The 24,476-nt window shown below is 52.0% G+C and carries 24 protein-coding genes; 2 read left to right on the forward strand and 22 right to left on the reverse strand.

What is annotated here, in order from left to right:
* Positions 1 to 65: 65 nt before the first annotated feature.
* The 22 genes from JQR86_RS11600 to JQR86_RS11705 all read right to left on the reverse strand — a co-directional run bounded on the left by JQR86_RS11600 (position 66) and on the right by JQR86_RS11705 (position 23,159).
* Complete coding sequence (locus tag JQR86_RS11600; protein WP_010797892.1) at positions 66 to 1,547, reverse strand: sigma-54 dependent transcriptional regulator; 1,482 nt, start codon at positions 1,545 to 1,547, stop codon at positions 66 to 68.
* A gap of 125 nt (positions 1,548 to 1,672) precedes the next feature.
* Positions 1,673 to 1,969, reverse strand: coding sequence for a flagellar protein FliT (locus JQR86_RS11605; RefSeq protein WP_150347650.1), 297 nt, complete (start codon positions 1,967 to 1,969; stop codon positions 1,673 to 1,675).
* A 20-nt stretch (positions 1,970 to 1,989) separates the two neighbouring features.
* Positions 1,990 to 2,376, reverse strand: coding sequence for a flagellar export chaperone FliS (gene fliS / locus JQR86_RS11610; RefSeq protein ID WP_150347651.1), 387 nt, complete (start codon positions 2,374 to 2,376; stop codon positions 1,990 to 1,992).
* Positions 2,377 to 2,489: 113 nt separating this feature from the next.
* A complete protein-coding gene (fliD, locus tag JQR86_RS11615; protein ID WP_434153627.1) occupies positions 2,490 to 3,905 on the reverse strand; it encodes a flagellar filament capping protein FliD in 1,416 nt (471 codons plus the stop codon).
* Between the two features lie 167 nt (positions 3,906 to 4,072).
* Positions 4,073 to 5,251, reverse strand: a complete 1,179-nt coding sequence (locus tag JQR86_RS11620; protein ID WP_434153628.1) for a flagellin — start codon at positions 5,249 to 5,251, stop codon at positions 4,073 to 4,075.
* A 442-nt stretch (positions 5,252 to 5,693) separates the two neighbouring features.
* Complete coding sequence (locus tag JQR86_RS11625) at positions 5,694 to 6,047, reverse strand: flagellar protein FlaG (RefSeq protein WP_434153629.1); 354 nt, start codon at positions 6,045 to 6,047, stop codon at positions 5,694 to 5,696.
* Positions 6,048 to 6,118: 71 nt separating this feature from the next.
* Positions 6,119 to 7,297: a flagellin gene (locus tag JQR86_RS11630; protein ID WP_434153630.1), complete on the reverse strand. Its 1,179-nt coding sequence runs from the start codon at positions 7,295 to 7,297 to the stop codon at positions 6,119 to 6,121.
* 442 nt (positions 7,298 to 7,739) lie between these two features.
* Complete coding sequence (locus tag JQR86_RS11635) at positions 7,740 to 8,093, reverse strand: flagellar protein FlaG (protein WP_434153629.1); 354 nt, start codon at positions 8,091 to 8,093, stop codon at positions 7,740 to 7,742.
* 71 nt (positions 8,094 to 8,164) lie between these two features.
* Positions 8,165 to 9,364 (reverse strand): flagellin, encoded by a 1,200-nt coding sequence (locus JQR86_RS11640; protein ID WP_434153631.1) that lies wholly within the window; start codon positions 9,362 to 9,364, stop codon positions 8,165 to 8,167.
* A 380-nt stretch (positions 9,365 to 9,744) separates the two neighbouring features.
* Positions 9,745 to 11,301, reverse strand: coding sequence for a flagellar hook-associated protein 3 (locus JQR86_RS11645; protein WP_434153632.1), 1,557 nt, complete (start codon positions 11,299 to 11,301; stop codon positions 9,745 to 9,747).
* A gap of 11 nt (positions 11,302 to 11,312) precedes the next feature.
* Entirely contained in the window at positions 11,313 to 13,364 is a 2,052-nt protein-coding gene (flgK, locus tag JQR86_RS11650) for a flagellar hook-associated protein FlgK (RefSeq protein WP_434153633.1), read from the reverse strand.
* Between the two features lie 9 nt (positions 13,365 to 13,373).
* Positions 13,374 to 14,600 (reverse strand): flagellar assembly peptidoglycan hydrolase FlgJ, encoded by a 1,227-nt coding sequence (gene flgJ / locus JQR86_RS11655; RefSeq protein WP_434153634.1) that lies wholly within the window; start codon positions 14,598 to 14,600, stop codon positions 13,374 to 13,376.
* Between the two features lie 13 nt (positions 14,601 to 14,613).
* Positions 14,614 to 15,714, reverse strand: a complete 1,101-nt coding sequence (locus tag JQR86_RS11660) for a flagellar basal body P-ring protein FlgI (protein ID WP_010797882.1) — start codon at positions 15,712 to 15,714, stop codon at positions 14,614 to 14,616.
* A gap of 11 nt (positions 15,715 to 15,725) precedes the next feature.
* A complete protein-coding gene (gene flgH / locus JQR86_RS11665; RefSeq protein ID WP_010797881.1) occupies positions 15,726 to 16,421 on the reverse strand; it encodes a flagellar basal body L-ring protein FlgH in 696 nt (231 codons plus the stop codon).
* Positions 16,422 to 16,450: 29 nt separating this feature from the next.
* A complete protein-coding gene (gene flgG / locus JQR86_RS11670; RefSeq protein WP_010797880.1) occupies positions 16,451 to 17,236 on the reverse strand; it encodes a flagellar basal-body rod protein FlgG in 786 nt (261 codons plus the stop codon).
* Positions 17,237 to 17,288: 52 nt separating this feature from the next.
* Positions 17,289 to 18,026, reverse strand: a complete 738-nt coding sequence (gene flgF, locus JQR86_RS11675) for a flagellar basal-body rod protein FlgF (protein WP_010797879.1) — start codon at positions 18,024 to 18,026, stop codon at positions 17,289 to 17,291.
* Positions 18,027 to 18,210: 184 nt separating this feature from the next.
* Complete coding sequence (flgE, locus tag JQR86_RS11680; protein ID WP_150347662.1) at positions 18,211 to 19,518, reverse strand: flagellar hook protein FlgE; 1,308 nt, start codon at positions 19,516 to 19,518, stop codon at positions 18,211 to 18,213.
* 27 nt (positions 19,519 to 19,545) lie between these two features.
* On the reverse strand, positions 19,546 to 20,256 hold the full coding sequence (locus JQR86_RS11685; protein ID WP_010797877.1) for a flagellar hook assembly protein FlgD: 711 nt from the start codon (positions 20,254 to 20,256) through the stop codon (positions 19,546 to 19,548).
* Between the two features lie 13 nt (positions 20,257 to 20,269).
* Entirely contained in the window at positions 20,270 to 20,713 is a 444-nt protein-coding gene (gene flgC / locus JQR86_RS11690; protein WP_010797876.1) for a flagellar basal body rod protein FlgC, read from the reverse strand.
* 2 nt (positions 20,714 to 20,715) lie between these two features.
* Entirely contained in the window at positions 20,716 to 21,129 is a 414-nt protein-coding gene (gene flgB, locus JQR86_RS11695; RefSeq protein WP_026003857.1) for a flagellar basal body rod protein FlgB, read from the reverse strand.
* Positions 21,130 to 21,355: 226 nt separating this feature from the next.
* Entirely contained in the window at positions 21,356 to 22,183 is an 828-nt protein-coding gene (gene cheR / locus JQR86_RS11700) for a protein-glutamate O-methyltransferase CheR (protein WP_010797874.1), read from the reverse strand.
* A 43-nt stretch (positions 22,184 to 22,226) separates the two neighbouring features.
* Positions 22,227 to 23,159 (reverse strand): chemotaxis protein CheV, encoded by a 933-nt coding sequence (locus tag JQR86_RS11705; protein ID WP_010797873.1) that lies wholly within the window; start codon positions 23,157 to 23,159, stop codon positions 22,227 to 22,229.
* 98 nt (positions 23,160 to 23,257) lie between these two features.
* Between JQR86_RS11705 and flgA the strand changes: the two genes are divergently transcribed.
* Together flgA and flgM are read left to right on the forward strand one after the other, a co-directional pair.
* A complete protein-coding gene (gene flgA / locus JQR86_RS11710) occupies positions 23,258 to 23,983 on the forward strand; it encodes a flagellar basal body P-ring formation chaperone FlgA (RefSeq protein ID WP_407363154.1) in 726 nt (241 codons plus the stop codon).
* A gap of 146 nt (positions 23,984 to 24,129) precedes the next feature.
* The gene (flgM, locus tag JQR86_RS11715) at positions 24,130 to 24,456 is read left to right on the forward strand and encodes a flagellar biosynthesis anti-sigma factor FlgM (RefSeq protein ID WP_010797871.1); all 327 of its coding nucleotides are present in this window, start codon (positions 24,130 to 24,132) and stop codon (positions 24,454 to 24,456) included.
* The last annotated feature ends 20 nt before the right edge of the window (positions 24,457 to 24,476 follow it).

Raw genomic sequence — 24,476 nt, forward strand, 5'->3', positions numbered from 1 at the left:
AGTCGTCACCAGACAGAGAGTGTGCAAGCTGCGTGCCGTTAGTAGAGGCGCCTCAGAGGCAAGCGTTACTCCTCATCCGCCAGTTCGTCCTCACGACGACCCATACCATACTTACGCATCTTTTCGACCAGGGTAGTACGCCTGATACGCAAGCGCTCGGCCGCCCGAGCGACCACACCGCCAGCATCATCAAGGGCTTGCTGGATAAGGCTTTGCTCAAGATTCGCCAGATAATCCTTGAGATCCAGCCCTTCTGACGGCAGTAGCGCAGAAGATGCTGCCGGACCCGGAAGACTGGCTAGCGCTACCGCTTCCCGCTCTTCAAGTTCTTCACGCAAGGACGTGGTCATTGCGTCGTTTTCATCTTCTACGTAACGGAATTTCTGTGGCAGCTCAGCTACACCGATAACGCCATAGGGATGCATGATCGCCAGTCGCTCAACCAGGTTGGCAAGCTCACGCACGTTACCCGGCCAGCTGTGCCGGCACAGCGACATGATAGCCGCCGAGTTAAAGCGGATGGAGCCGCGCTTTTCATGCTCCATACGGGAAATCAGCTCATTGATGAGCAGCGGAATATCTTCTGCACGATCCCGCAGGGGCGGCATATCGATTGGAAAAACGTTAAGACGATAGAACAAGTCCTCACGGAAGGACCCATCCTCGATCATCTTCTCGAGATTCTTGTGAGTTGCTGCAATGATGCGCACATCGACTGTTTGAGTCTTGTTACTGCCCACACGCTCGTAGGTACGCTCCTGCAACACACGTAACAGCTTGACCTGCATGTTGAGTGGCATATCGCCGATCTCGTCCAGGAAAAGCGTACCGGTATTGGCCAGCTCGAACCGCCCGGCGCGGTTGGTAATGGCCCCGGTAAACGCACCCTTCTCATGACCGAACAGCTCACTTTCCAGCAATTCAGCTGGAATAGCGCCGCAGTTCACCGGAACAAAAGGGCCGTCTTTACGTTTTGAATGGAAATGCAGGTTGCGCGCAACAACCTCCTTACCTGTACCTGACTCACCGAGAATCAAGACACTGGCTTCGGTATCTGCGACCTGCTGCATCATCTTCCGCACACCCTGAATGGCGCGGCTGGTGCCGACCAGGCTACGGAAAAGATTGGGCTCACGCTGGCGTCCGCGGTCTCGCGCTTGGTCATACATATCCCGATAGACCTGAGCGCGATGGAGCGAGTCGAGCAGCTGGTTGTATTTAACCGGAACCTCTAAGGTCGCCAGGATGCGCCGCCGGACATCATCCGGCCAGTCGCTGTACGTGACGGCACCTAGCAATAGAATAGGGAGGACCTCGTCAAACGCTGCGAGCTTTTTTAGCAGCTCGACGCTCCCCCCCTGCGCGTCGATCTGGCCCAGCAAAACACACAGTACCGCTCGACTACTTTCAAACGACTCGACAGCCTGCTCCCAATCAGCACTCGTACAGGCGACATGCTCTTCGCCTAGAAAGGCCAGAATGACGGCAAGATCGTGGCGACGCTTCGCGTCATCTTCTATCAGGAGGATTTTAGTTTCACGCCACATCTTCAATTATTCCCTTTCCGCCAAAGACCACTAACAGGCATAGCCCTAGTAAAGTCAAAAGTGGGAACAGAGTCAATTTTATGACGTGTTTTTCTTACTTTAAATTTATTCCGCTGGTCGTATTCTCAGCCAAATAACTTGTAAACATTGGCCGCTTTTTGAGAACGCTTCGCTTTAGAGGCTTCCTTAGCAATTTCATTACGCTGCATGCGGCTTGCGTAGATGAGCTTTCCATAAAAAGCTAATAGCTTCTCCAAACTTAGCCGCAAAGCGTCATCGTCCCGAGGAATTTCACGCATCGCTTCGTCGACATAAGTACGGCAGGCAAAATCAAGGGGCCCGATAGAGTCCCAATCTTGACATTCGAGCGCAACCGCCAAAGCATCTCTTGTTTCGTCTAATCGCTGAAGTGCCAATGACATAACCCCGATCTCCCCTATTTTCAAGCCGCCGGCGCGATACCGTCCCAGCCTTCTTTGATAGTACGTAGAAGTTTGGCGACTTCGTCTAACTTCGACTCATCATTCGTCTTATTAGCTTCAATAAGGCAGCGGGTCATGTAAAGGTATAAATTGTTCAAATTGGCAGCAATTTCGCCACCCTTCTCCATATCGAGCCCCTCACGCAGACCTCCAATAATGTCTATCGCTTTTCCTACGAGGACTCCTTTTTCGGCAATTTGTCCGCGACTCATAGCTCCCTTCGCTTGAGCGAGTCGTGATAATCCACCCTCCATAAGCATTTGGATTAGTCTATGGGGGCTTGCTTCTAATACTTGAGCATGAGTATCAACCTGCTGATACTGACGCATGGCGGACTTGGCATACATGGGGATCAACTCCTTAGCTGTACGTTTTCGATATAAGCATATCGGCCCGCAGGAGAAGATCTTTAAAAGAAAAGACCAATACCTATGGCCTTTTCTTTCTCATTTCAAGGAAATTAGTCGTTATCTCGCTTATTCAATGCGTTCAGAGTGGTCAACACGCTGTTACTGGTTGCGTTTAACTGCGCAACAAGCGTGTCCATGGCATTGTACTTAGCATTTAACGTGGCTTCCAGTTTCGTGACTCGTCTATCCAGCGCATCTTGCTGGTCATTTAAATCATCTAATTTTCCTTGCAAGCTGGTTTGCCGCTTAGCAAGAATTCCATCGGAAGCTGTATAAACGTCAACTTTTTCGCTTAACCTTGATAGCAACCCATTATCACCAGTAAAGAAGTCGGCCAAGCCAGTAGGGTTTTTAGCAATCGCAGCGTCTAATTTTGTATCGTTTATCTCAAGCTTACCTGACTGTGTAGTCATAATACCTAACTGAGACAACATTGTAATTTCGCCGGTCTGCCCTGAACTATTTACAAGCTCTTTGCGGACAGCACTTAACAACTCTCTAACAGAGGCGTCGCCTGTAAGCGCTGAGGCCGTAACTGTAGAGCTATCTGTACCTGTGGTAGAAGATACCTTAGTTAGGGAGCTAGTAGTACTAATTAGCGCATTGTAGGCGTCAACGAAAGACTTGACCGATGATTTCAAACTACTTGTATTGCTACCCACTGTAACCGTGGACGTCTCGCCTGCAGTACCTAGCGTTAATGTTATTCCACTAATCGCCTTATCTAACGTATTAGTTTTCGACTTCATTGCAAGGCCATCAATGCTATATTCTGCATCTTGAGCCTGAGTAAGTACTGTTCCTTTAGTGGTAGCTGTTCCTGTATTTGTATCTATCACCGATCCTGCATCAAATGCAGCAAGCTCTGACGTTGAACCTCTAACTGAAAGATCTGTGTTACTTCCAGTAGTAGTTGAACTCAACACCAAGCGACTGCCTGAGTTATCAGAGATAATATTTGCAGTGATGCCTTTTGTTTGTAGGCTACTATTTATAGCATCCCGCACTTCCTGAAGGGAGGAGCCTTCAGCTATCTCTACTGAGTAATCCGTAGAACCAGTGCTTCCATCCCCCTGAGAAATAACCAGCTTTCCTGCAGAATACTCTTTTGTAGCGTCAGCAATAACAGCTGTAGCCACCTTAGAGCCAGTCGCCAACTTATCAACCTTAACTTGATATGTCCCGCTTACAGCATTATCACTTGCAGTAACCGTTACCGCTTTTTCATTAGAAGTATTCGCGCTCAAACCTGTAAATGAAGAAGCTGTATTAATTTTCCCCATTGCAGTTTTAAACGTCTCCAGCGCGCTCTTTAAGCTACCTACTGCTGAAAGCGTAGTCTGCGCAGACGTTCGCTGCGTAGTAATCTGGTTTAGCTTTGGCGCTTTTTCTGCATTTACCAAAGCCTTGACAATAGAGGCAGTATCAATACCAGTTCCGATACCGCTAACCGTTGTGCCCGCCATAGATTTACCTCGGCTCTAACAATTCTTTGACAGAATTAGGATGTGAAAGTAACCCAGCATAATTCAGGCCAACATAGTTACGACTGAGTCAATATCGATGACATTAACCGCAAACAACAACGAGGAGATGCTTTCGCACCCCCTCGTTGTTAGCCACTCTGTGCTTATTAGCCCAGGAGCTTGAGCACAGCGTTCGGCAGCTGGTTGGCCTGAGCCAGTACAGAAGTCGAAGCCTGCTGCAGGGTCTGCTGCTTGGTCATTTCTGACGTTTCGGCAGCAAAGTCAGCGTCTTGGATACGGCTACGAGCGGACGTTGCGTTCTCGGCGATGTTCTGCAGGTTAGAGATGGTGCTATCGAAACGGTTTTGTACCGCACCCAGCTCAGCGCGCTGAACGTCGATCAGCTTCAGAGCATCATCAATTACCTGGACAGCCGCTTGGGAGTTAGCTGCGCTAGTCACATCGATCGCACCGACGTTGGTGTCGGTAGTTAAAGCCTTACCTTTAGCCGTTGTAGAGGCATCAATACCAGTTAGGCCCAATGCTGTTATAGCAGCATCATTGTCACCGCCAGCTGGTACTGTTCCGCTAGCTTCGATCTTGATATCTCCGGCGGAAGAGAAGGAGAGCTGCTTGGTATCAGCATCGTATGTCGCAGTTACACCGGTAATAGTAGACTCAGCGTTAATTTTCTTGAGTACTGCAGCAGCGTCGTCACCTACAGCCAGCGCGATTTCGGTATCATTTACTTTGATATTGGCTGCTTTTGTAAGACCAGTCAGCCCTTCACCAGTGGCAGCTGCGCCTGTAACGCTAGCCGCAGTGTAGCTACCCTTCAGCGCGCCGGCCTTCATATCGCCCAGACCAAAGCTGATGGTCTCGTTAGCGTTGGAGCCAACCTGGAACGTCAGGGTGCTGGCAGAACCGTCCAGCAGCTTCATGCCGCCACCAAAGGTGGTGGTTTCAGCCATACGGGTCAGTTCCTTGCTCATCTGCTGGAACTCTTGGTTCAGAGCGGCACGGTCGTCTGCACTGTTGCTACCGTTGGCCGACTGCAGGGCCAGCTCACGCATACGCTGCAGAATGTTGGTGGACTCGCCCAGAGCGCCTTCAGCAGTTTGCGCGATGGAGATGCCGTCGTTGGCGTTCTTGACCGCAACGTTCATACCAGTGATCTGGCTGGTTAAACGGTTGGAGATCTGCAGGCCAGCGGCGTCATCTTTGGCGCTGTTGATTTTCAGGCCAGAGGACAGGCGCTGCATGGAGCTGCTCAGGCTGTCGGAAGCGCGGTTCAGGTTCTTCTGTACGGACAGAGAGGCAATGTTGGAGTTAACGGTCATAGCCATGATGAGATACTCACAAAAGTCATTTGATTGATACCCCGGCCTGGCAGTTGCCTCAGTGGCCTGGAGAACTTACGTTTAAGTTATCGGCGCTTGCTCAATTTGCTTTAGAAGAATTTTCTTCAGTGCTTCCCAAGCAGTTGGCTAAACGTGCCATCCACCCCGCTTAACTGCGCGGCGACCTAAACCAGTTACTTTCTATTTCGGCTCACATCCGTTTTGCTTTAGTGATAAAGCTTTAATTTATTAAGTATTAGCAGCACGTTAAGTTATTGGCGCTGCTTATTTATCCGTCATATCTTTGGCAACTTAAGGATGGGTAATACTAAGAGCCAAATAAAAAGGCGAGCCGTGGCTCGCCTCTCTAAATATCATGTCCATCATTGCTATACCCAGCCGAGGAAAATAACCCTACCCTGGTTTGGAAGCTAGCAGCCGGGCAAAGTCAAGCCTTTGCCTGGAACAACACAGGATTGTCTTCCTTCATCCGCTGAGCCAGCTGTAAAGCTTCTTCCGAGGGCATTTGCCGAATCAACTCACCACTAGCCTTGTTAATCACTTTGACGACGACTTGATCCGTACTTTCGTCAATGGAAAATTCAAGGTTTCGCTGAACCGACTCAATAAAGTGCTGGATGCTTTCGACAGCTTCCTTTACATCCTGGATTTCCGGCTTGACCTTATCGTCCTTGGTTGGCTGAGAAGTAGACAGCTGAGCACGGTCCGCCGTAAGTATGTCTGCTTTTGGACTAACTCCACTATGAACATAAGCCATGTTTAGGTTGACATTGATATCCATGCCATCACCTCACAAACAAGAAAACGAGGAGATGCTTTCGCACCCCCTCGTTGTTAGCCACTCTGTGCTTATTAGCCCAGGAGCTTGAGCACAGCGTTCGGCAGCTGGTTGGCCTGAGCCAGTACAGAAGTCGAAGCCTGCTGCAGGGTCTGCTGCTTGGTCATTTCTGACGTTTCGGCAGCAAAGTCAGCGTCTTGGATACGGCTACGAGCGGACGTTGCGTTCTCGGCGATGTTCTGCAGGTTAGAGATGGTGCTATCGAAACGGTTTTGTACCGCACCCAGCTCAGCGCGCTGAACGTCGATCAGCTTCAGAGCATCATCAATTACCTGGACAGCCGCTTGGGAGTTAGCTGCGCTAGTCACATCGATCGCACCGACGTTGGTGTTGGTATCTGAAGACTTACCTTTGGCTGTTGTAGAGGCGTCAATTCCAGCCAAGCCTAACGCTGTAATAGCGGCAGCATTATCACCGCCAGTTGGTGTTGTTGTGCTAGCTTCGATCTTGATGTCCTTAGCGGCAGAAAAGGACAGCATCTTTGTAGTAGTATCGTAGGTTGCTGTTACGCCAGTATCACCTGTCGCAGCATTAATCTTTTTGGCCGCAGTTTCAGCGGTATCGCCTATAGCCAGCGCAATGTCAGTACCGTTTACCGTGATGTTAGCTGCCTTTAAAAGACCGCTTTCTCCCTCTGTAGTAGCCGCTGCGCCTGTAACGCTAGCAGCAGTGTAGCTACCCTTCAGCGCGCTGGCCTTCATGTCGCCCAGACCAAAGCTGATGGTCTCGTTAGCGTTGGAGCCAACCTGGAATGTCAGGGTGCTGGCAGAACCGTCCAGCAGCTTCATGCCACCACCAAAGGTGGTGGTTTCAGCCATACGAGTCAGTTCCTTGCTCATCTGCTGGAACTCTTGGTTCAGAGCGGCACGGTCGTCTGCACTGTTGCTACCGTTGGCCGACTGCAGAGCCAGCTCACGCATACGCTGCAGAATGTTGGTGGACTCGCCCAGAGCGCCTTCAGCAGTTTGCGCGATGGAGATGCCGTCGTTGGCGTTCTTGACCGCAACGTTCATACCAGTGATCTGGCTGGTCAAGCGGTTGGAGATCTGCAGGCCAGCGGCGTCGTCTTTGGCGCTGTTGATTTTCAGGCCGGAGGACAGGCGCTGCATGGAGCTGCTCAGGCTGTCGGAAGCGCGGTTCAGGTTCTTCTGTACGGACAGAGAGGCAATGTTGGAGTTAACGGTCATAGCCATGATGAGATACTCACAAAAGTCATTTGATTGATACCCCGGCCTGGCATTTGCCTCAGTGGCCTGGAGAACTTACGTTTAAGTTATCGGCGCTTGCTCAATTTGCTTTAGGAGAATTTTCTTCAGTGTTTCCCAAGCAGTTGGCTAAACGTGCCATCCACCCCGCTTAACTGCGCGGCGACCTAAACCAGTTACTCTCTATTTCGGCTCACATCCGTTTTGCTTTAGTGATAAAGCTTTAATTTATTAAGTATTAGCAGCACGTTAAGTTATTGGCGCTGCTTATTTATCCGCCATATCTTTGGCAACTTAAGGATGGGTAATACTAAGAGCCAAATAAAAAGGCGAGCCGTGGCTCGCCTCTCTAAATATCATGTCCATCATTGCTATACCCAGCCGAGGAAAATAACCCTACCCTGGTTTGGAAGCTAGCAGCCGGGCAAAGTCAAGCCTTTGCCTGGAACAACACAGGATTGTCTTCCTTCATCCGCTGAGCCAGCTGTAAAGCTTCTTCCGAGGGCATTTGCCGAATCAACTCACCACTAGCCTTGTTAATCACTTTGACGACGACTTGATCCGTACTTTCGTCAATGGAAAATTCAAGGTTTCGCTGAACCGACTCAATAAAGTGCTGGATGCTTTCGACAGCTTCCTTTACATCCTGGATTTCCGGCTTGACCTTATCGTCCTTGGTTGGCTGAGAAGTAGACAGCTGAGCACGGTCCGCCGTAAGTATGTCTGCTTTTGGACTAACTCCACTATGAACATAAGCCATGTTTAGGTTGACATTGATATCCATGCCATCACCTCACAAACAAGAAAACGAGGAGATGCTTTCGCACCCCCTCGTTGTTAGCCACTCTGTGCTTATTAGCCCAGGAGCTTGAGCACAGCGTTCGGCAGCTGGTTGGCCTGAGCCAGTACAGAAGTCGAAGCCTGCTGCAGGGTCTGCTGCTTGGTCATTTCTGACGTTTCGGCAGCAAAGTCAGCGTCCTGGATACGGCTACGGGCGGACGTTGCGTTCTCGGCGATGTTTTGCAGGTTTGAGATAGTGCTATCGAAGCGGTTCTGCACAGCACCCAGCTCAGCGCGCTGAACGTCGATCAGCTTCAGAGCATCATCAATTACCTGTATAGCCGCTTGGGAGTTAGCTGCGCTAGAAACATCAATCGCACCAACATTGGTATCGACTGTTTGAGCTTGGCCTTTAGCAGCTGTGGTACCGTCGATACCATCTAGGCCCAACGCTGTTAGAGCAGCATCGTTATCCGCAGTAGTACCAGTTGTTCCAGCTACGATCTTAATGTCTTTCTCAGAAGAGAAGGACAATTTCTTCGTATCAGCATCGTATGTCGCAGTTACACCGGTAATAGTAGACTCAGCATTAATTTTCTTGGCTACGGCTATAGCATCATCGCCTGCGGCCAACTTGATTTCGGTATCACCTACCTTAATGTTTGCTGCCTTTGCAAGTCCAGTGTAGTCAACAGCAGGGGTACCGCCATCATTACCGAAATTTACAGCTGCGCCTGTAACGCTAGCAGCAGTGTAGCTACCCTTCAGCGCGCTGGCCTTCATGTCGCCCAGACCAAAGCTGATGGTCTCGTTAGCGTTGGAGCCAACCTGGAATGTCAGGGTGCTGGCAGAACCGTCCAGCAGCTTCATGCCACCACCAAAGGTGGTGGTTTCAGCCATACGAGTCAGTTCCTTGCTCATCTGCTGGAACTCTTGGTTCAGAGCGGCACGGTCGTCTGCACTGTTGCTACCGTTGGCCGACTGCAGAGCCAGCTCACGCATACGCTGCAGAATGTTGGTGGACTCGCCCAGAGCGCCTTCAGCAGTTTGCGCGATGGAGATGCCGTCGTTGGCGTTCTTGACCGCAACGTTCATACCAGTGATCTGGCTGGTCAAGCGGTTGGAGATCTGCAGGCCAGCGGCGTCGTCTTTGGCGCTGTTGATTTTCAGGCCGGAGGACAGGCGCTGCATGGAGCTGCTCAGGCTGTCGGAAGCGCGGTTCAGGTTCTTCTGTACGGACAGAGAGGCAATGTTGGAGTTAACGGTCATAGCCATGATGAGATACTCACAAAAGTCATTTGATTGATACCCCGGCCTGGCATTTGCCTCAGTGGCCTGGAGAACTTACGTTTAAGTTATCGGCGCTTGCTCAATTTGCTTTAGGAGAATTTTCTTCAGTGTTTCCCAAGCAGTTGGCTAAACGTGCCATCCACCCCGCTTAACTGCGCGGCGACCTAAACCAGTTACTCTCTATTTCGGCTCACATCCGTTTTGCTTTAGTGCTCGCTTGATATTTTAGTCAAGTGCCATTTTACGGAGCGTACGCGGTGTGGCAAAAGAAGCCTTATGTCATAGCTTTGGCTTACACATATATCAGCAAAAAGCGCGCAACAAAAAAGGCGAGCTTACGCTCGCCCTTTTCTGTCGCAGTGGGTTTACAGCTTGTCGAACAAGCTCAACTGGCTGACTCTTGCGAATGATGCTTGAGCAGCCTCCAGCATTGTCTGCTGAAGAATAAGCTTGGATGACGCCTCCGCCATATCAGTATCGCGAATATCCGACTGGGTGGATTTATTTGTCATGCCTAAACTTTCGTTTTCAACTGTAAGTGTCTCTACTGTGTTCAGCCGTGCACCAATGGAGGAGCGGGTAGCATCAACACGAGCCATAGCACTGTCAATGTTTCTGACTGCCAGATTAAGCGACTCACTTAGTTTGAACTGAGCACTCTCATTGCCAGTTGCAGGCGTCTTCAGCGCTTTGGACAAATTAGAAAGTGTGTCCAATATACCCTGCGTTGTTTGAGGTTTAGGCGATACGTTGAGCTGATCACCAACTTGGGGAGTCCCGCTCACTTGCAGTTGCACACCCGCATAGGTCAACGATGATCCGTTAAGGGCTCCTTGTGCTATTGGCTTGCCAGCTTCGCTTATTGGCTGAGCATACACATCATATTCTGTGGCGCTCGTAAACTTAACGGCTATACCAGCGGCGGGGAACTGCGTGGTATAGGCATCCGAATCAACGACCTTGCCGCTACTTAGCTGAGCGTTAGAGGCATTCTGGCCAGACACAGAAAACTGATCTGTCGCTGTTCTAAGCTCAAACTGATGCCCTGCCAGTTGTGTATCTAGATTTGCACTAGAATCTTTTGACAACCCTGTAATACCCAACGCGAAATCCACACCTCTAAACGAGATATTGTTCGTAGATTTAGTAGGATCAATTGTACCCGTTGCCAAGGCCTGACCTGGGTCAGTTTTACTGAAAACTTTATATTCTGTGCTGCTGGTTAGCTCTATAACGTAAGGTGCGCTGTTCTGGAAAGAATTATTGAAGTTTTCGCTGTTGCTAACGACACCTTGTCCCATTGTCGCCTTTTGTCCACCAGCTGGCACAGCTGTTAGCTGGGTTTCAGTACGTGCATTATTGACTACGTTTTCGAAAACACTCCAACCGCTGTCATTGGAAGACAAGCGCATAGAGCTAGAAACTTGCAATTCTAATGATCCTTGATCACCTGCATAGCCATAGCTGCCGTCAGGATTTTGCGTGAAAGGTATTTCACTGCTTTTGGCCCCGCCAAACAAATACTGCCCGTTAGCATCACGGCTGTTCATTGAATTAAGTAACTGCTGCTGGATCTGGTCTAGCTCAGCGGCAACCGAGTTGCGATCAAGATCGGAATAGGAGCCGTTACCTGCAGATAGTGCAAGCTCCCGAGCACGTTGAAGCATATCGTTCACCGAGTTCAATATGCTTTCTTCCTGCAGCAAGCTATTTTTCGCCGTATCCAGATTGCCTTTGTACTGTCCAAGCTGAGCCTGTTGCTGCTCCAACTGAAGCAGACGAGCAGCGCCAACAGGATCGTCTGCCGGCGTCTGGATACGAACGCCGCTGGAGATCTGCTGTTGGGTTTTAACAATGCTCGAATAGCCGTTCTGATATCCGGCAATATTCGAAGCAAACATTTGTGAAGTAGAGATGCGCATGAATAAAGCCTCTATCGAACTGCATTGATCAGCGTATCGAACGTGCTGCGAGCGATCGAAATCACCTGCGCAGACGCGTTGTAATACTGTTGAAACTTGACCAGGTTAGCCGCCTCTTCGTCCAGGTTGACGCCTGATACCGAATCACGACTGTCTTTTGCTTGGGTCAGCACAGCGCTCGTTGCCTTGGTATCGAGCTCGGCCTGACTTGTAATGGCCCCTACTCGCTCAATCAATGAGCTATAAGCACCAGTAATGCTGGTTCCTACACTCCCGCCACTGACGCCCACCGCATTCTTGGTTTGCAGATTCAGCAGTTGCTGAGCGTTGCGGTTATCAGAGGCGCCGCTCTTGTTGAACGACACCGTGAGGCTGTCATCCTTGGATGGAGAGCCGCTCACCGTCATTTCAAACGAGAACGTTTTGGCCGTTCCGTCTGTATTCAGTACCGCATTGCCAGCGTCATCCAATACAGGAACATTGACAGCAACCTTGTTGTTGTTGCCCGGAACGATAGTACCGGTCCCGATGGATTCACCCTTGGTGTTGAATACCGAGTAGCTCTGAGAGCCATTCGCGACGTCACCAAATACAATCTTGACCGGCGTGCCGTTCTTGATACCCGCCTGCATCTGAGCATTGGCGGTAGCATCATTGACATCCAGCTTGGTCGTCAAAGTCGGCTGCGTCACACTGCCAGACCCTTTATTACCGGTTGTAAGCGTGGCGGACAGCGGTGCAGCGAACGCCAGCTGAGAGGCATCCTTGAGCTGCGCGGAGATGTCTGCCGCCCCGGTACGAGTCGGTATGATCGTGAACTTGTCACCCTTTACCGCAGACCCGCTCGCCAGGCTCAGTGAGAAGCCATCAATCACCGGTGCAGGCGAAGCATCCAGGCTGTAAGAGCCCATGGCTTGGCCATCGGAAAGACGGCGCACCGAATATCTATTACCTTCCTGCATCGTGACTTCATAGTCACTAGTGGTCAGCTTGCTGGTGTCCTTGATGTCTACGTTCAGGCTTGCCGTCTTATCGCTGTTGCCAATCTGGGCAAGGCTGCGATGAGAAACGTTGGCGGCGCTGTTAAGATCAGCAAACATCGGCGAACCGAAGTTGCCGTTAAGATCCAGGCCCTGCCCCAACTGGCTATTCACCTGCTCGGTAATCACCATCGCCATGCGGCCCAGCTCATTTCGGGCCGGATCAAGCACGTTATCACGGTAGTTGAGCAATCCACCCATTTCACCGCCCGTTACCACGGACGAGACATCTTGGGTTGTATTGGCCTTGGTCAACGTAACGGCATAACGCGCCGGATCGATTTGGCTGGGGCCTGCTGCAAGCGTAGACACGGAGTTGCCGACCACCAGGGGCTGACCTGAGCCGATATACAGGTTGTAGTTGCCGTCCTGGTTGACCACCGTTACGCCGATCATCTCGGAAAGCTGACGTACCGCCTCGTCACGGGCATCCAGCAGGTCGTTGGGCGAAGCGCCGTTGCCTGAGGCCTCGGCTATGGCCTGGTTGTACTGAGCTACGCTACCTGCCAGTTTGTTGGCCTGCGTGGCCATGCTGGCCAACTGCTCGTTAACGTAGTTGTTCTGGTCTACCAGCTGATTGGTTACAGAGTTGAAGCGCTCGCTCAAGCCCTGAGCCTGTGTCAGAAGCAGTTGGCGAGAGGCATTATCCGTAGGACTGGCCGATGCTGTCTGCAGCGCAGCAAAGAATGACTGCATGACCTTGCTAACGCCGGTAGTACCGTCCGACAGCAGTGAGTCGACCTGCTTGACCTGGTTGTAAAACGACTGCGAGGCGCTATTCAGCGCAGTGGTCGTCCTTACCTGGGTACCCAGGTAGTCATTATAAATACGGCGCACGTCGGCAATGGTCGTACCGGTACCAATATAGGAGGTACCTTCAAGACGCGCTGCCGTCGTTTTCTGAACAGTCTGCTGACGGGTATACCCTGCGGTATCCGCATTGGTAATGTTATGACCCGTCGTGCTCAAAGCACTCTGGCTGGCTGAAAGCCCCGAAAGTCCGATTGAAATGAGGTTCGACATGATCAGGCCTTATGAACGAATCGTAGTTGAGCTATTCGAGGCAATGTTCTGGTAAGTACCAATGCCTTGAGCAATTTGCGTTACCTTGCGTGCATAGTTCGGGTCAGTGGCGTAGCCGGCTTGCTGGAGTCCTTTCATGAACTTCTCTGAATCGCCTCCGCTGTTGAGCGCCTTCTGATACCGATCGTTGTCCTGCAGAAAGCTCACATAGTCATGGAAGCTGTCTGCGTACGAGTCATATGCACGGAACTTGGCTACCTCTTTAACGGGCTGCCCGTTCACATATTCGGTAGTCAGTGCACGCGCCGAACCACCCTGCCAGCCATGAGCCTTGATGCCGAACAGGTTGTGGCTACTGGAGCCGTCCTGCTGCTGGATGATGGACTTGCCCCAGCCGGTTTCAAGTGCAGCCTGGGCTACCAGAAAACGCGGGTCGACGCCGATCCGCTCAGCCGCTTCCTTCGCCATTGGCAGCATCGTGTTAACGAAGTCCTCACGGCTACTGAAGGATGACTTACTGGCCAGGGGTGGTTGCGCATACCGACGTCCACTAATCTCTTGGGAGGCACCCGTACTCAGACCTTTATCGGCCGAAACGGCCAGAGCTTGAGCAGGCTTCCAATCATTTTTTGACAGTGCAGTGTTAGCCGTGCCGGCAACTTGACTGGTCGGATTTTGTACATCCGGCACAATACCGGCCATGACGCGATCAACCAGCTTTCCAGGCAACGCCAGGCGGCGTTGATTGAGAAACTTGGAGTCATCACGCGCAGGATCTACAGTGGCCAGTTTGTGATCGGAGCGAAGCGTTGAAGGCTGGGCAGCCGCTGAAGCCTCACTTTTCGGCGCCACCGCTGCCTGCCCTACCTGCGCAAATGGATTCGGACGATGGCTGGTCTGACCCGTCTTCGAGAGCTGACGCTCAAGCACAGAGGCTAAGCCAAGGCCACCACCCTCTCGCGAGAGCGACACGGCCATCTGCTGGTCATACATGCTCTGGTATTGCTTGGTCGTTTCGCTCTGAAACGGACTGTCCTTATCGGCCAGCACTTCATTAGCCGAGCGCATGGACTTCATCATCTGGTTCAGGAAGAGCGACTCGAACTCCTGAGCCACTTTCTTGACGTTTTCCTCACTATCCCGGTTCTTGCCCTTCATCTGGGCAAGGCGGTTCAGGTCGGTGTATGCGCCGGAATCGACGTTACTGCTGTAGGTTCCGCCCAAACGAGAGTCCATGACTACTGCTCCGTTAAATTACAATCAGATCGGCCTGCAAGGCGCCAGCCTGTTTAAGCGCCTCGAGGATCGCCATCAAATCACTGGGTGCTGCGCCAACTTGGTTGACGGCCCGTACAATCTCATCAAGAGTCGTGCCAGGACCAAACCTGAACATCGGCTTGGCTTCCTGCTTGGCCTTGACTGTCGAGTTGGGCACCACTGCTGTCTGGCCGTCCGAGAGCGGATTGGGCTGACTGACAATGGGATCTTCACTGATGGTGACCGTCAGGCTGCCATGCGTAACAGCTGCAGGCGCAACTTTTACGTTCTGCCCGACGACGATAGTGCCGGTACGCGAGTTGATAATGACCTTGGCAACTGCTTCGCCTGGGCTGACTTCCAGGTTTTCCAGCACAGAGATGTAGTCCACGCGCTGGTTGGGATCGAGCGGTGCCGTCACACGAACCGAGCCGCCATCTACTGCCGTTGCCACACCGGGACCCAGCAGGTCGTTGATCTTGTCAACGATATGTTTGGCGGTTGTAAAGTCCGAACGGTTAAGGTTCAGCGTCAGCGAGTTGCCTTGATCGAAGCCGCTCGGAACCGGACGCTCGACGGTGGCCCCGCCAGGGATACGCCCTGCTGACGGAACGTTGACAGTGATACGCGAGCCGTCCTTACCTTCTGCGTCAAACCCACCTACAACCAGGTTGCCTTGCGCGACGGCATACACATTACCGTCGATACCTTTTAGCGGGGCCATCAACAGGCTACCGCCACGCAGGCTCTTGGCATTACCGATCGACGAAATGGTAACGTCGATCGTCTGGCCTGGCTTGGCAAACGCTGGCAGGTCCGCATGAATGGATACAGCGGCCACGTTCTTGAGCTGGACGTTTCCGCCGTTGGGGACCTTGATACCGAACTGCGCCATCATGTTATTGAAGGTCTGGACGGTAAACGGTGTCTGAGTCGTCTGGTCACCTGTACCATTCAAGCCTACAACCAAGCCATAACCAATCAACTGGTTGGTCCGCACGCCCTGAATCGTGGCGATGTCCTTGAGGCGTTCTGCCTGGACTGCCGTTGCCGACAGTACCAGTGCGAAAGCAACGCATAGATGTTTCAACATGATTTCACGCCTCAGAACGGAAATAGCGGACTAGTAAAGAATCGGCTCAACCAACCCGGCTGACTGGCATCGGCAAATGCCCCGGTACCGGAATAGGTAATCCGTGCATCTGCTACCCGAGTGGAAGACACGGTGTTATTGGTGCTGATATCGTCTGCACGAATCAGTCCAGAAATGCGCATCAGCTCATTACCTGTGTTGAGCGTCAGCCATTTTTCACCCCTGACGGCCAATACTCCGTTGGGCATCACATCTGCCACCGTCACGGTCAAAGAACCCGTCAGACTGTTGCCTTGTGCAGCCTTGGCATCACCCTTGTTCTCTCGAGCACCGTCAAACTGGGCGCCCAGGTTCAGGTTGCCACCCGAAAGCGGGTTGCCAATCTGCGCCTTGGTGCCAAACAGGGAGCTGACCCCAAGATTGGCCGAGCTGTCCTTGGAAATATCCGAACTCGCGTTCTTGCTCGCCTGAGTCCTTTCTTCCAGCGTGATGGTAATGATGTCACCTACGCGGAACGCCTTGCGGTCGGTATACAGATTCTGGTCGAACCCAGGCTGGTAAATGGAGCCATTGTTCTGCGCAGCCGGCATCGGCGTGCGCGGCAGCACCGGCGCGTAATACGGATCGTTTGGCTGAGCAGCAGGTGCTACGCAGCCAACCAGCAATACAGCGCCAAGCGCGGGAACAAGAGCAAGAAGGCGGTTCATACAAACAACGACCTCGCGAATAAAAGCGATTACAGGTTCTGGGTAACGAAGCCAAGCATCTGGTCAGCGGTGGAGATGACCTTGGAGTTCATCTCGTAAGCGCGCTGAGTAGTGATCATGTTCACTAACTCTTCCACGGTGCTTACGTTGGAGTTTTCCAATGTCTGCTGCATGACGGTGCCAAGACCATTCAAGCCAGGGGTACCGTTCTGCGGAGCACCACTGGCAGCGGTTTCCATGAACAGGTTGTTGCCTACAGCCTGCAGGCCGCCCGGGTTGATAAAGTCAGCCGTCTGAAGGTTGCCGATCACCTGCGGCGCCGCATTGTTAGCAGTAGTTACCGACACCGTACCGTCTTCGCCCACAGTAAAGGTTCTGGTCTCGGCAGGAACAACAATCGCTGGCTCCAGCGCGAAGCCATTGGCGGTAACGACCTGACCATCAGAGTTCAGGTGGAAGGTACCGTCACGGGTATAGGCAATCGTGCCGTCCGGCATGGAAACCTGGAAGAAACCACGACCGTTGATGGCCATGTCCAACGGTTGATCCGTGGTTTGTAGGCTACCTTCGGTAAAGTTTTTCTGGGTACCTACGATACGTACACCAGTACCCAGTTGCAGACCTGACGGCAGCTGGCTGTCCTGAGTGGACTGGGCGCCTGGCTGGCGACGTACCTGATACAGCAAATCCTGGAACTCGGCACGGTCGCGCTTGAAGCCCGTCGTGGAGACGTTGGCCAGGTTGTTGGAAATAGTGGTCAGGTTCATGTCCTGAGCGGACAGACCTGTTTTACTGACCCACAATGCAGACATCATAATTGCGTTCTCCTCAAGCGCCGGCTTTACGGCGTTTCATGCAAACTGGTAATTAGGATTGCAAAACCTTTGCCATCGCAGCCGAGTTGTCTTCAGCCGAACGCATCATCTTGATGTGCAACTCGAACTGACGGGCCAGGGCAAGAACAGAGGTCATTTCTTCAGCAGCATTCACGTTGCTGCTTTCTACGAATCCCGAAGCCACACGGACATTGGCATCCGGCGCTGCAGGCTGGTTGTTCTTGGTGTGGATCAGGCCATCAAGACCTTTTTCCATTTGCTTGGTATCAGGGTTAACCAGCTTGATGCGGTCAACCTCGGCCAGTACGCGAGGACTCTCACCTAGCGCCTGAATACTGATTGTGCCGTCCTGACCGATTTCCACCTTGGCTTGCGGAGGCACCGCAATAGGTCCGCCATTGCCAATGACCGGGAAGCCGCCGCTAGTACGCAGCTGACCCAATGCATCAATCTGAAGGCTGGCGGTACGCACATACGCCTCGCTACCATCTGGCGCCTGGACAGCAATCATGCCGTTACCCTCGATAGCGATATCCAGGTTCCGTCCGGTCTCTTGAAGCGAGCCAGGCGTAAAGTCCGTTGCCGGACGCTCGCTCATGGCATAAACGCGTGAAGGATGAGTATCACCAAATACCTGCATCGAGCGTGCTTGCTCAAGATCCTTACGGAATCCTGAAGTGGAAACGTTCGCCAAGTTGTTGGCGTGGGCACGCTGTGCCATTTCATTCTGGCTGGCACCGCTCATAGCGACGTAAAGCAACTTGTCCATAGAATCCTCTAGCGACGGTTTTTTGCAGCGAATTGCTTCGATGCAGGATCTATAGCAAGGCCTGTGCCATATTATTTAAATTAGTTAAGCAGTTGATTTAAAAAGAAAAAGGCCTCGAATGAGGCCTTCTTGTCAGAGCGCCGGAATATTGTTGCCGCTAGCGGCAAACCCATCCTTCCCCTAATTAACGAATCTGAATGATCGTCTGGGAAATGGCGTTCTCAGTTTCGATGGTCTTGGCGTTAGCCTGATAGTTGCGCTGAGCAACGATTAGGTCTACCAGCTGCGCCGTCAGATCCACGTTGGAATCTTCCAATGAGCCGGACTCGATCGTACCAATCACACCTGAACCCGGAGTACCACGAACGGGCTCGCCGGACGCAACAGTCTGGATCCAGTTAGTGTTACCTACCGGACGCAGGCCCTGCATGTTGGCGAAAGTAGCCAGAACAGTCTGACCAATGTTCTTTGACTGACCGTTAGTGTAGTTGGCGAACAACGTGCCGCTGGCATCTACGGAGAGGCCCGACAGTTGACCCGTGGTATAGCCATCCTGGGTTACCTTGGTAACCGCAGAGCTGCTGTTAGTCTGGGTGACTTTGGTGATATCCAGAGTAACGCCAGCACCGTTGGCAGCCGCGCCATTGGCCCCCCAAACGACCGGATCAGCCTTGCTGTCTTTAACAGCAGCAGGCACCCAGTTGTTCATGGTCAGCACGTTGTTTGCGTCGACCTGGAAGTCATTCGACGCAATTGAGCTCATACGACCGGCAGCGTCAAAATTAACGTTCGCTGAATACGGTGTGGTTGAGGTCGGATCTGCAGGGTTACGACCGTCAACCGTTACATACATGGTCCACTGGTTTGTATCATTCTTGACGAAGTACTGCATCATGTTGTGCTCGTTACCTTGAGTATCGAACACACTGACTGAGGTAGACCAGTTGTAGCTAGAAGCTAGATTAGGATCGAATGTAGTGGACGTCGGTACCGTCGAGCTTGAGTTCAATGTCAGCGTCTGTGCTACGGCAGTCGTGGCTTTAGGCAGCTGGTTGGTCGTATCGACTACAAGGTCAGTCACCGCGCCGGGCACAATATTACCATCGACATCAGCGCGATAGCCCTGGAGACGGTTGCCCGAATTGTCAACGATATAGCCTTCTTTATCCGTGCTGAACGTACCGTTACGAGTATAGGTCTCCGTACCGTTGTTGCTCATGATGTAAAAGCCATTACCGTTAATGGCCATGTCCAGGCTATTGCCGGTCTTGCTGATTGTGCCCTGCGTGAACTGCTGGGAAATATTGGCAGTCAAGACGCCGCTGCCTGTGGTGTTATTGCCTACACCAAACATCGACGTTGCATAGATATCGGCAAATTCGGCACGGGATGCCTTGAAGCCGGTGCTGCCTACGTTGGCAATGTTATTACCGGTAACGTTCAAGTGAGTGCTTGCTGCTTTCAGACCGCTCAGACCAACATTGAATGACATAATTCTTTCCTCTGCCGGACTGCCGGCTTACTGACCAATCATCTGAACTTGCGACAGCGTCACGCTGCCCAGCCCAGCCAGGTTAAGTTGCATTTCACCGCCATCCTGTCCCAGCGTTACGCTATTGACGGTGGCCGGCAGATAAGTAGTCAGGGCTTGCCGCGTTTCATCGATATCGGCAGATGCCTTGAAGCTATAAATTCCCGCATCAACTTTATTACCTTTCGCATCTGTACCATCCCAGATGAAATCGGTAGTGCCTGCCTTGGCTACGCCCAGGTCGATGGTCTTGACCAGCGAACCTGCACTGTCGTACACGCCGACAGTGACATCCTTACCGGCCGCCGGCATGACCAGCGAGCCATTGAAACTTTTCGAGGTGTCCACCATGGACGACCCCGTTTGGGCGATCACGGAGCGTCCCACCAGTGACGACGCCTGCAGCGCTTGCGAAGACTGATAGGTACCTGCGATGCCGTTAACCGCAGAGTTCAGGTTCTGCAGGCTTTCAACACTACTGAACTGCGCCAACTGAGCAACGAACTCACTATTGTCCTGAGGGCTTAGCGGGTTCTGGTTGTTGAGCTGAGTGACCAGCAGCTGCAGAAAGTCATCCTTTCCCAGACTGCCTTTCTTATCGGTAGACGCAGTAGCATCCTTTGACGAAGTGCTCGTAAGACTTGTCAATGCCGATGCTGCAACGCCTGCGTTATTGGTATTCGTATTGATAGTGGACATGCGTGATCTCCGCTTACTGACCTAACGTCAAGACTTTCTGCATCATCTGCTTGGCAGTGTTCATGATGTCAGCGTTGGTCTGAAATGCACGGCTTGCCGAAATCATGTCCGCCATCTCTTCCACGACATTGACGTTCGGGTAGTACACATAACCGTCTTTATCAGCAGCCGGATGATTGGGCTCGTAACGGGCCTCAAGATTGCTTTGGTCTTCAACGATGCCCAGTACCTGCACACCCGTTCCAGCTTCGCCCTGCTCATCGAACAGAGAAGCGCTGCCACCGTTCTGCGCCTGGTTCAACATGGTTGCGAACACAGGGTGACGGGCACGGTAGGTCTCATCCACGCTGGACGAAACGGTTTCGGCGTTAGCAATGTTACTGGCGATGGTATTCAGGCGCGTGGTCTGTGCGCTCATACCTGTACCAGCAATGTTGAATACATTACTCAGGGACATGGTTACTCTCCACGAAGGGCAGACATGAGCCCTTTGAATTTGTTGTTAAGCAACGTGAAGCTGGCTTGGAACTGCACAGAGTTTTCTGCGTAATTGGCTTGCTCTACTTGCTCATCTACAGTGTTCTGATCCAGCGAAGGCTGAGTGGGTATGCGATAGCGCATCGCAGCATCCGCTGACAGATCACCGAAACCTTCAGCCTCGATATGACGAGTGTTGGTCGTATCAAGGTTGAATTTGCTATGCGACGACTTGTTGGCTTGCTCTGCCAGAACGGCCGAGAAATCCAGATCGCGCGCCTTGTATCCAGGCGTGTCGGCGTTAGCAATGTTGTTGCCCAACACTTCGGCACGTTGAGAACGGAAATTCAACGCCTGCTGATGGATACCCAATGCTTTATCGAAACTGATACTCATGGTCATGAACCTATTGCCAGAAGGGCTATCTCCCTTTAGCAATGCACATGCCAACTATTAAAACCCTTAAATATCAATGGTTTAAAAAAATAAGGCGCGCTACGGCGCCAAAAGCGGCAAGGTTTTTCCGTATTTGAAGGGGCAAGCGGCAAGGATGACGGCAAAACTTTGACAGGAAGGATGGCAAGACAGGAAAAGAAAAGGCCCGACATGTCGGGCCTTTGGCTTATTTCGCTTTGTAAATGATGCCAGGATTACACTGGACCATCTGATAGAGTTCCGGCAGCCCGTTCAAGGCTTCCGACGCCCCCAGGAACAGGTAGCCTCCCGGTTTGAGCGTGCCGTGAATACGCGTCAGGATATCTTTCTTCACATCAGCCGAGAAATAAATCAGCACGTTGCGGCAAAAGACCATGTCGAACTTGCCCAGGCTGGCATAACTGTCCAACAGATTGAGCGCTCTGAATTCAACGCGGCTTTTAATAGCGGGCTTTACTGACCACCGATTCGGCGGAACCACGTCAAAATTACGTTGCAGTCTTTCCTGGGAAAGGCCACGCCCGATTGCCAGTGAGTCATACTCACCCGATTTAGCCGCTGTCAAAATTACACCGGACAAATCTGTTGCCACGATCTGGACACCGCTGCGTAGTTGGCCTGGGCTGCTACGCTCAAACTCGTCTATAGTCATCGATAGCGAGTAAGGCTCCTGGCCCGACGAGCAGGCTGCCGACCAGATACGCAGTCGCTGTCCAGGGTTGGCTTTGGTCAACTCCGGTAACAGGCGATTTTTCAGAACCTCAAACGGGTAGGTGTCACGAAACCATAGGGTTTCATTGGTCGTCATCGCATCGACGACCTTCTCCTTGAGTCCGCTGCGTGGCTGGGTCTGGATACGCTGCACCAGCTCTCCCAACGACTTGATTCCTTCCGCCTCCATCAGTTTGTTGAGGCGGCTGGAAACCAGATACTGTTTATTATCACCAAGCAGGATTCCACACGTCTTTTCAAGAAAGACACGGAACTGCATAAAATCTGCATTAACTGCTGACACTTCCGTTCTGCTCCTGAATCAGAAAAGAAGAGCGTTGATCATCTCAGCCTTCATCGGCTGCCTTGATACGCTCAATAACCCGGGACGCAAGATCATCGGGGCGGAATTTAGCGAGGAAATCATTAGCTCCAACCTTCTTAACCATAGCCTGGTTGAATACACCAGACAGCGAGGTATGAAGAAGGATATGGAGGTTGCTCATCCGGGGGTCGTTACGGATTTCTGCCGTCAAAGTATAGCCGTCCATTTCAGGCATCTCGATATCAGAGATCAGCATGAGCAACTCCCGCTCCGGCTTTTCACCATTATCGACCATGTCCTTCAGGAAATTCAGCGCCTGACGTCCGTCATTGAGCGCAGTTACTTCCACTCCAACGGTTCCCAGACAGCGGCTCACCTGCTTACGTGCCACAGACGAGTCATCGACGATCAGCACATGCTTGGTAACGGCTTTTGCCTGAACAACCGTGTCAATAACACCTTCCGAAATGGTTTCGACCGAAGGCGCTACTTCTGAAAGGATTTTTTCCACGTCGATAATTTCAACCAGCTGATTATCGACACGCGTAACAGCCGTCAGGTAATGATCACGACCGGTTCCCTTGGGTGGCGGTTGGATCATATCCCAGTTCATATTGATGATTCGCTCGACGGAGCGCACCAGGAAGCCCTGAACCTTGGTGTTGTATTCTGTAATGATGACGAAGCTGTTCGTCAGATCATCCAGACCACGGCGACCCGTTGCCAGCGCCAGGTCCATGATCGGAAAGGTGCCACCACGAATACTTGCAACGCCACGTACGACAGCACTGGATTTCGGCATCACGGTAAGTTTGGGGCACTGCAGCACCTCCCTTACCTTGAAGACGTTGATTCCATAAAGCTGCGGGCCGTCCAAACGGAACAACAGCAGTTCCAGCCGATTCTGCCCGACCAACTGAGTACGCTGGTTGACTGCATCTAATACGCCAGCCATTTGTGAACTCCTGAAAAGGCCGGCCTATCGGATGACAGAAGACGGCACAGGGATTGCTTAGGTAGGTTCATGAACCGCCGAAGACAGTTTCTCGACGCATGAACAGACGCCACATCTCATTACTGATAACGCTTGTAGGGTTCTGCTCTGCAAACCAGACCTATGCAGCTGCCGAGCTAACCCTGCCTGAAGAACTTATCGGCGCGGCTCAAGGATTTCTTGAGGAGCGCGTTCAGGAATATTTGATCGAGAGTCATGCCGAGGGTCGACACGAGGTTCAGGTGAAAGACTTGGACCCACGTTTACGTCTGTCGGCTTGCGATCGACCGTTAACCGTTGCACAGCAGGGCCTTGAAGCACCGCTAGGCCGTGTTTCGGTACGTGTTCGATGCGAAGGAAGTACCCCTTGGACCGTCTACATTCCTGCGGAGGTTCGCCTGTATCGAAATGTCGTAGTCACTACCCGCCCATTGCTGCGCGATACGATTATAGATCCGCAGAATGTAGCTCTACTGGAGCGAGACGTCGGAAAATTGCCTCAAGGTTATCTGACGGATATCGATCTAGTGATGGGTCAGAAACTCAAGCGGCAGGTAGTAGCAGATCAAATATTAGCTCCCTCCTTTCTCCAGGCAGCCGAAGTGGTGCGCAAGGGCGATCAGGTTGTTATTAGTGCGGGATCGGGAGGCTTTACTGTAAGAATGCAGGGAGAGGCGTTGGTTGATGGAGCCCAGGGAGAACAGATTCGCGTCAAGAATCTGAATTCCAAGCGCGTCATTAAAGCGCGCGTGACTGGCCCGGGAATGGTTGAGGTCGCCATGTAAGCCAAACAGCCACCATGGCCTCTAACAGATGGTTTATACTGACCCATTAGCTTTTTGCCAAACGGAGCACAAAATTTAGCCTAAAGTTTTTTTGGGCTAAGCCGAAAAGCTGGGCATGCGACCGAAACTGTCCGAGGTTCTCCATCATGGTTATTGATTTCAACAGAACGAACAGCACTTCCAGCACCGCCAGCACTAGCCGGACTACTGGACCTGCAGCGACCAATGCAACTAACAAAACCAGTGAAGTTGCCAAGGCAGCTGCCGTATCCCCAACCCAGCCAGCAGGCGAAAATGTAAAGCTGAGCGATGAAGCCCAAACGCTTCAGAAGGCTGTCGAAAAGATTCGCCAAGAGCCGGTGGTTGATAGCGAGCGTGTTAATCGCCTGAAGCAGGCCATTGCTGATGGCAGCTATAAAGTCGATAGCCAGCGCGTAGCTTCCAAACTGCTTGATTTTGAATCCCAGCGCTAAGCGACGCAGCGTTGGAAATA

This window comes from Pseudomonas sp. JZ134 (assembly GCF_051027695.1).
Lineage (GTDB): Bacteria > Pseudomonadota > Gammaproteobacteria > Pseudomonadales > Pseudomonadaceae > Chryseomonas > Chryseomonas luteola.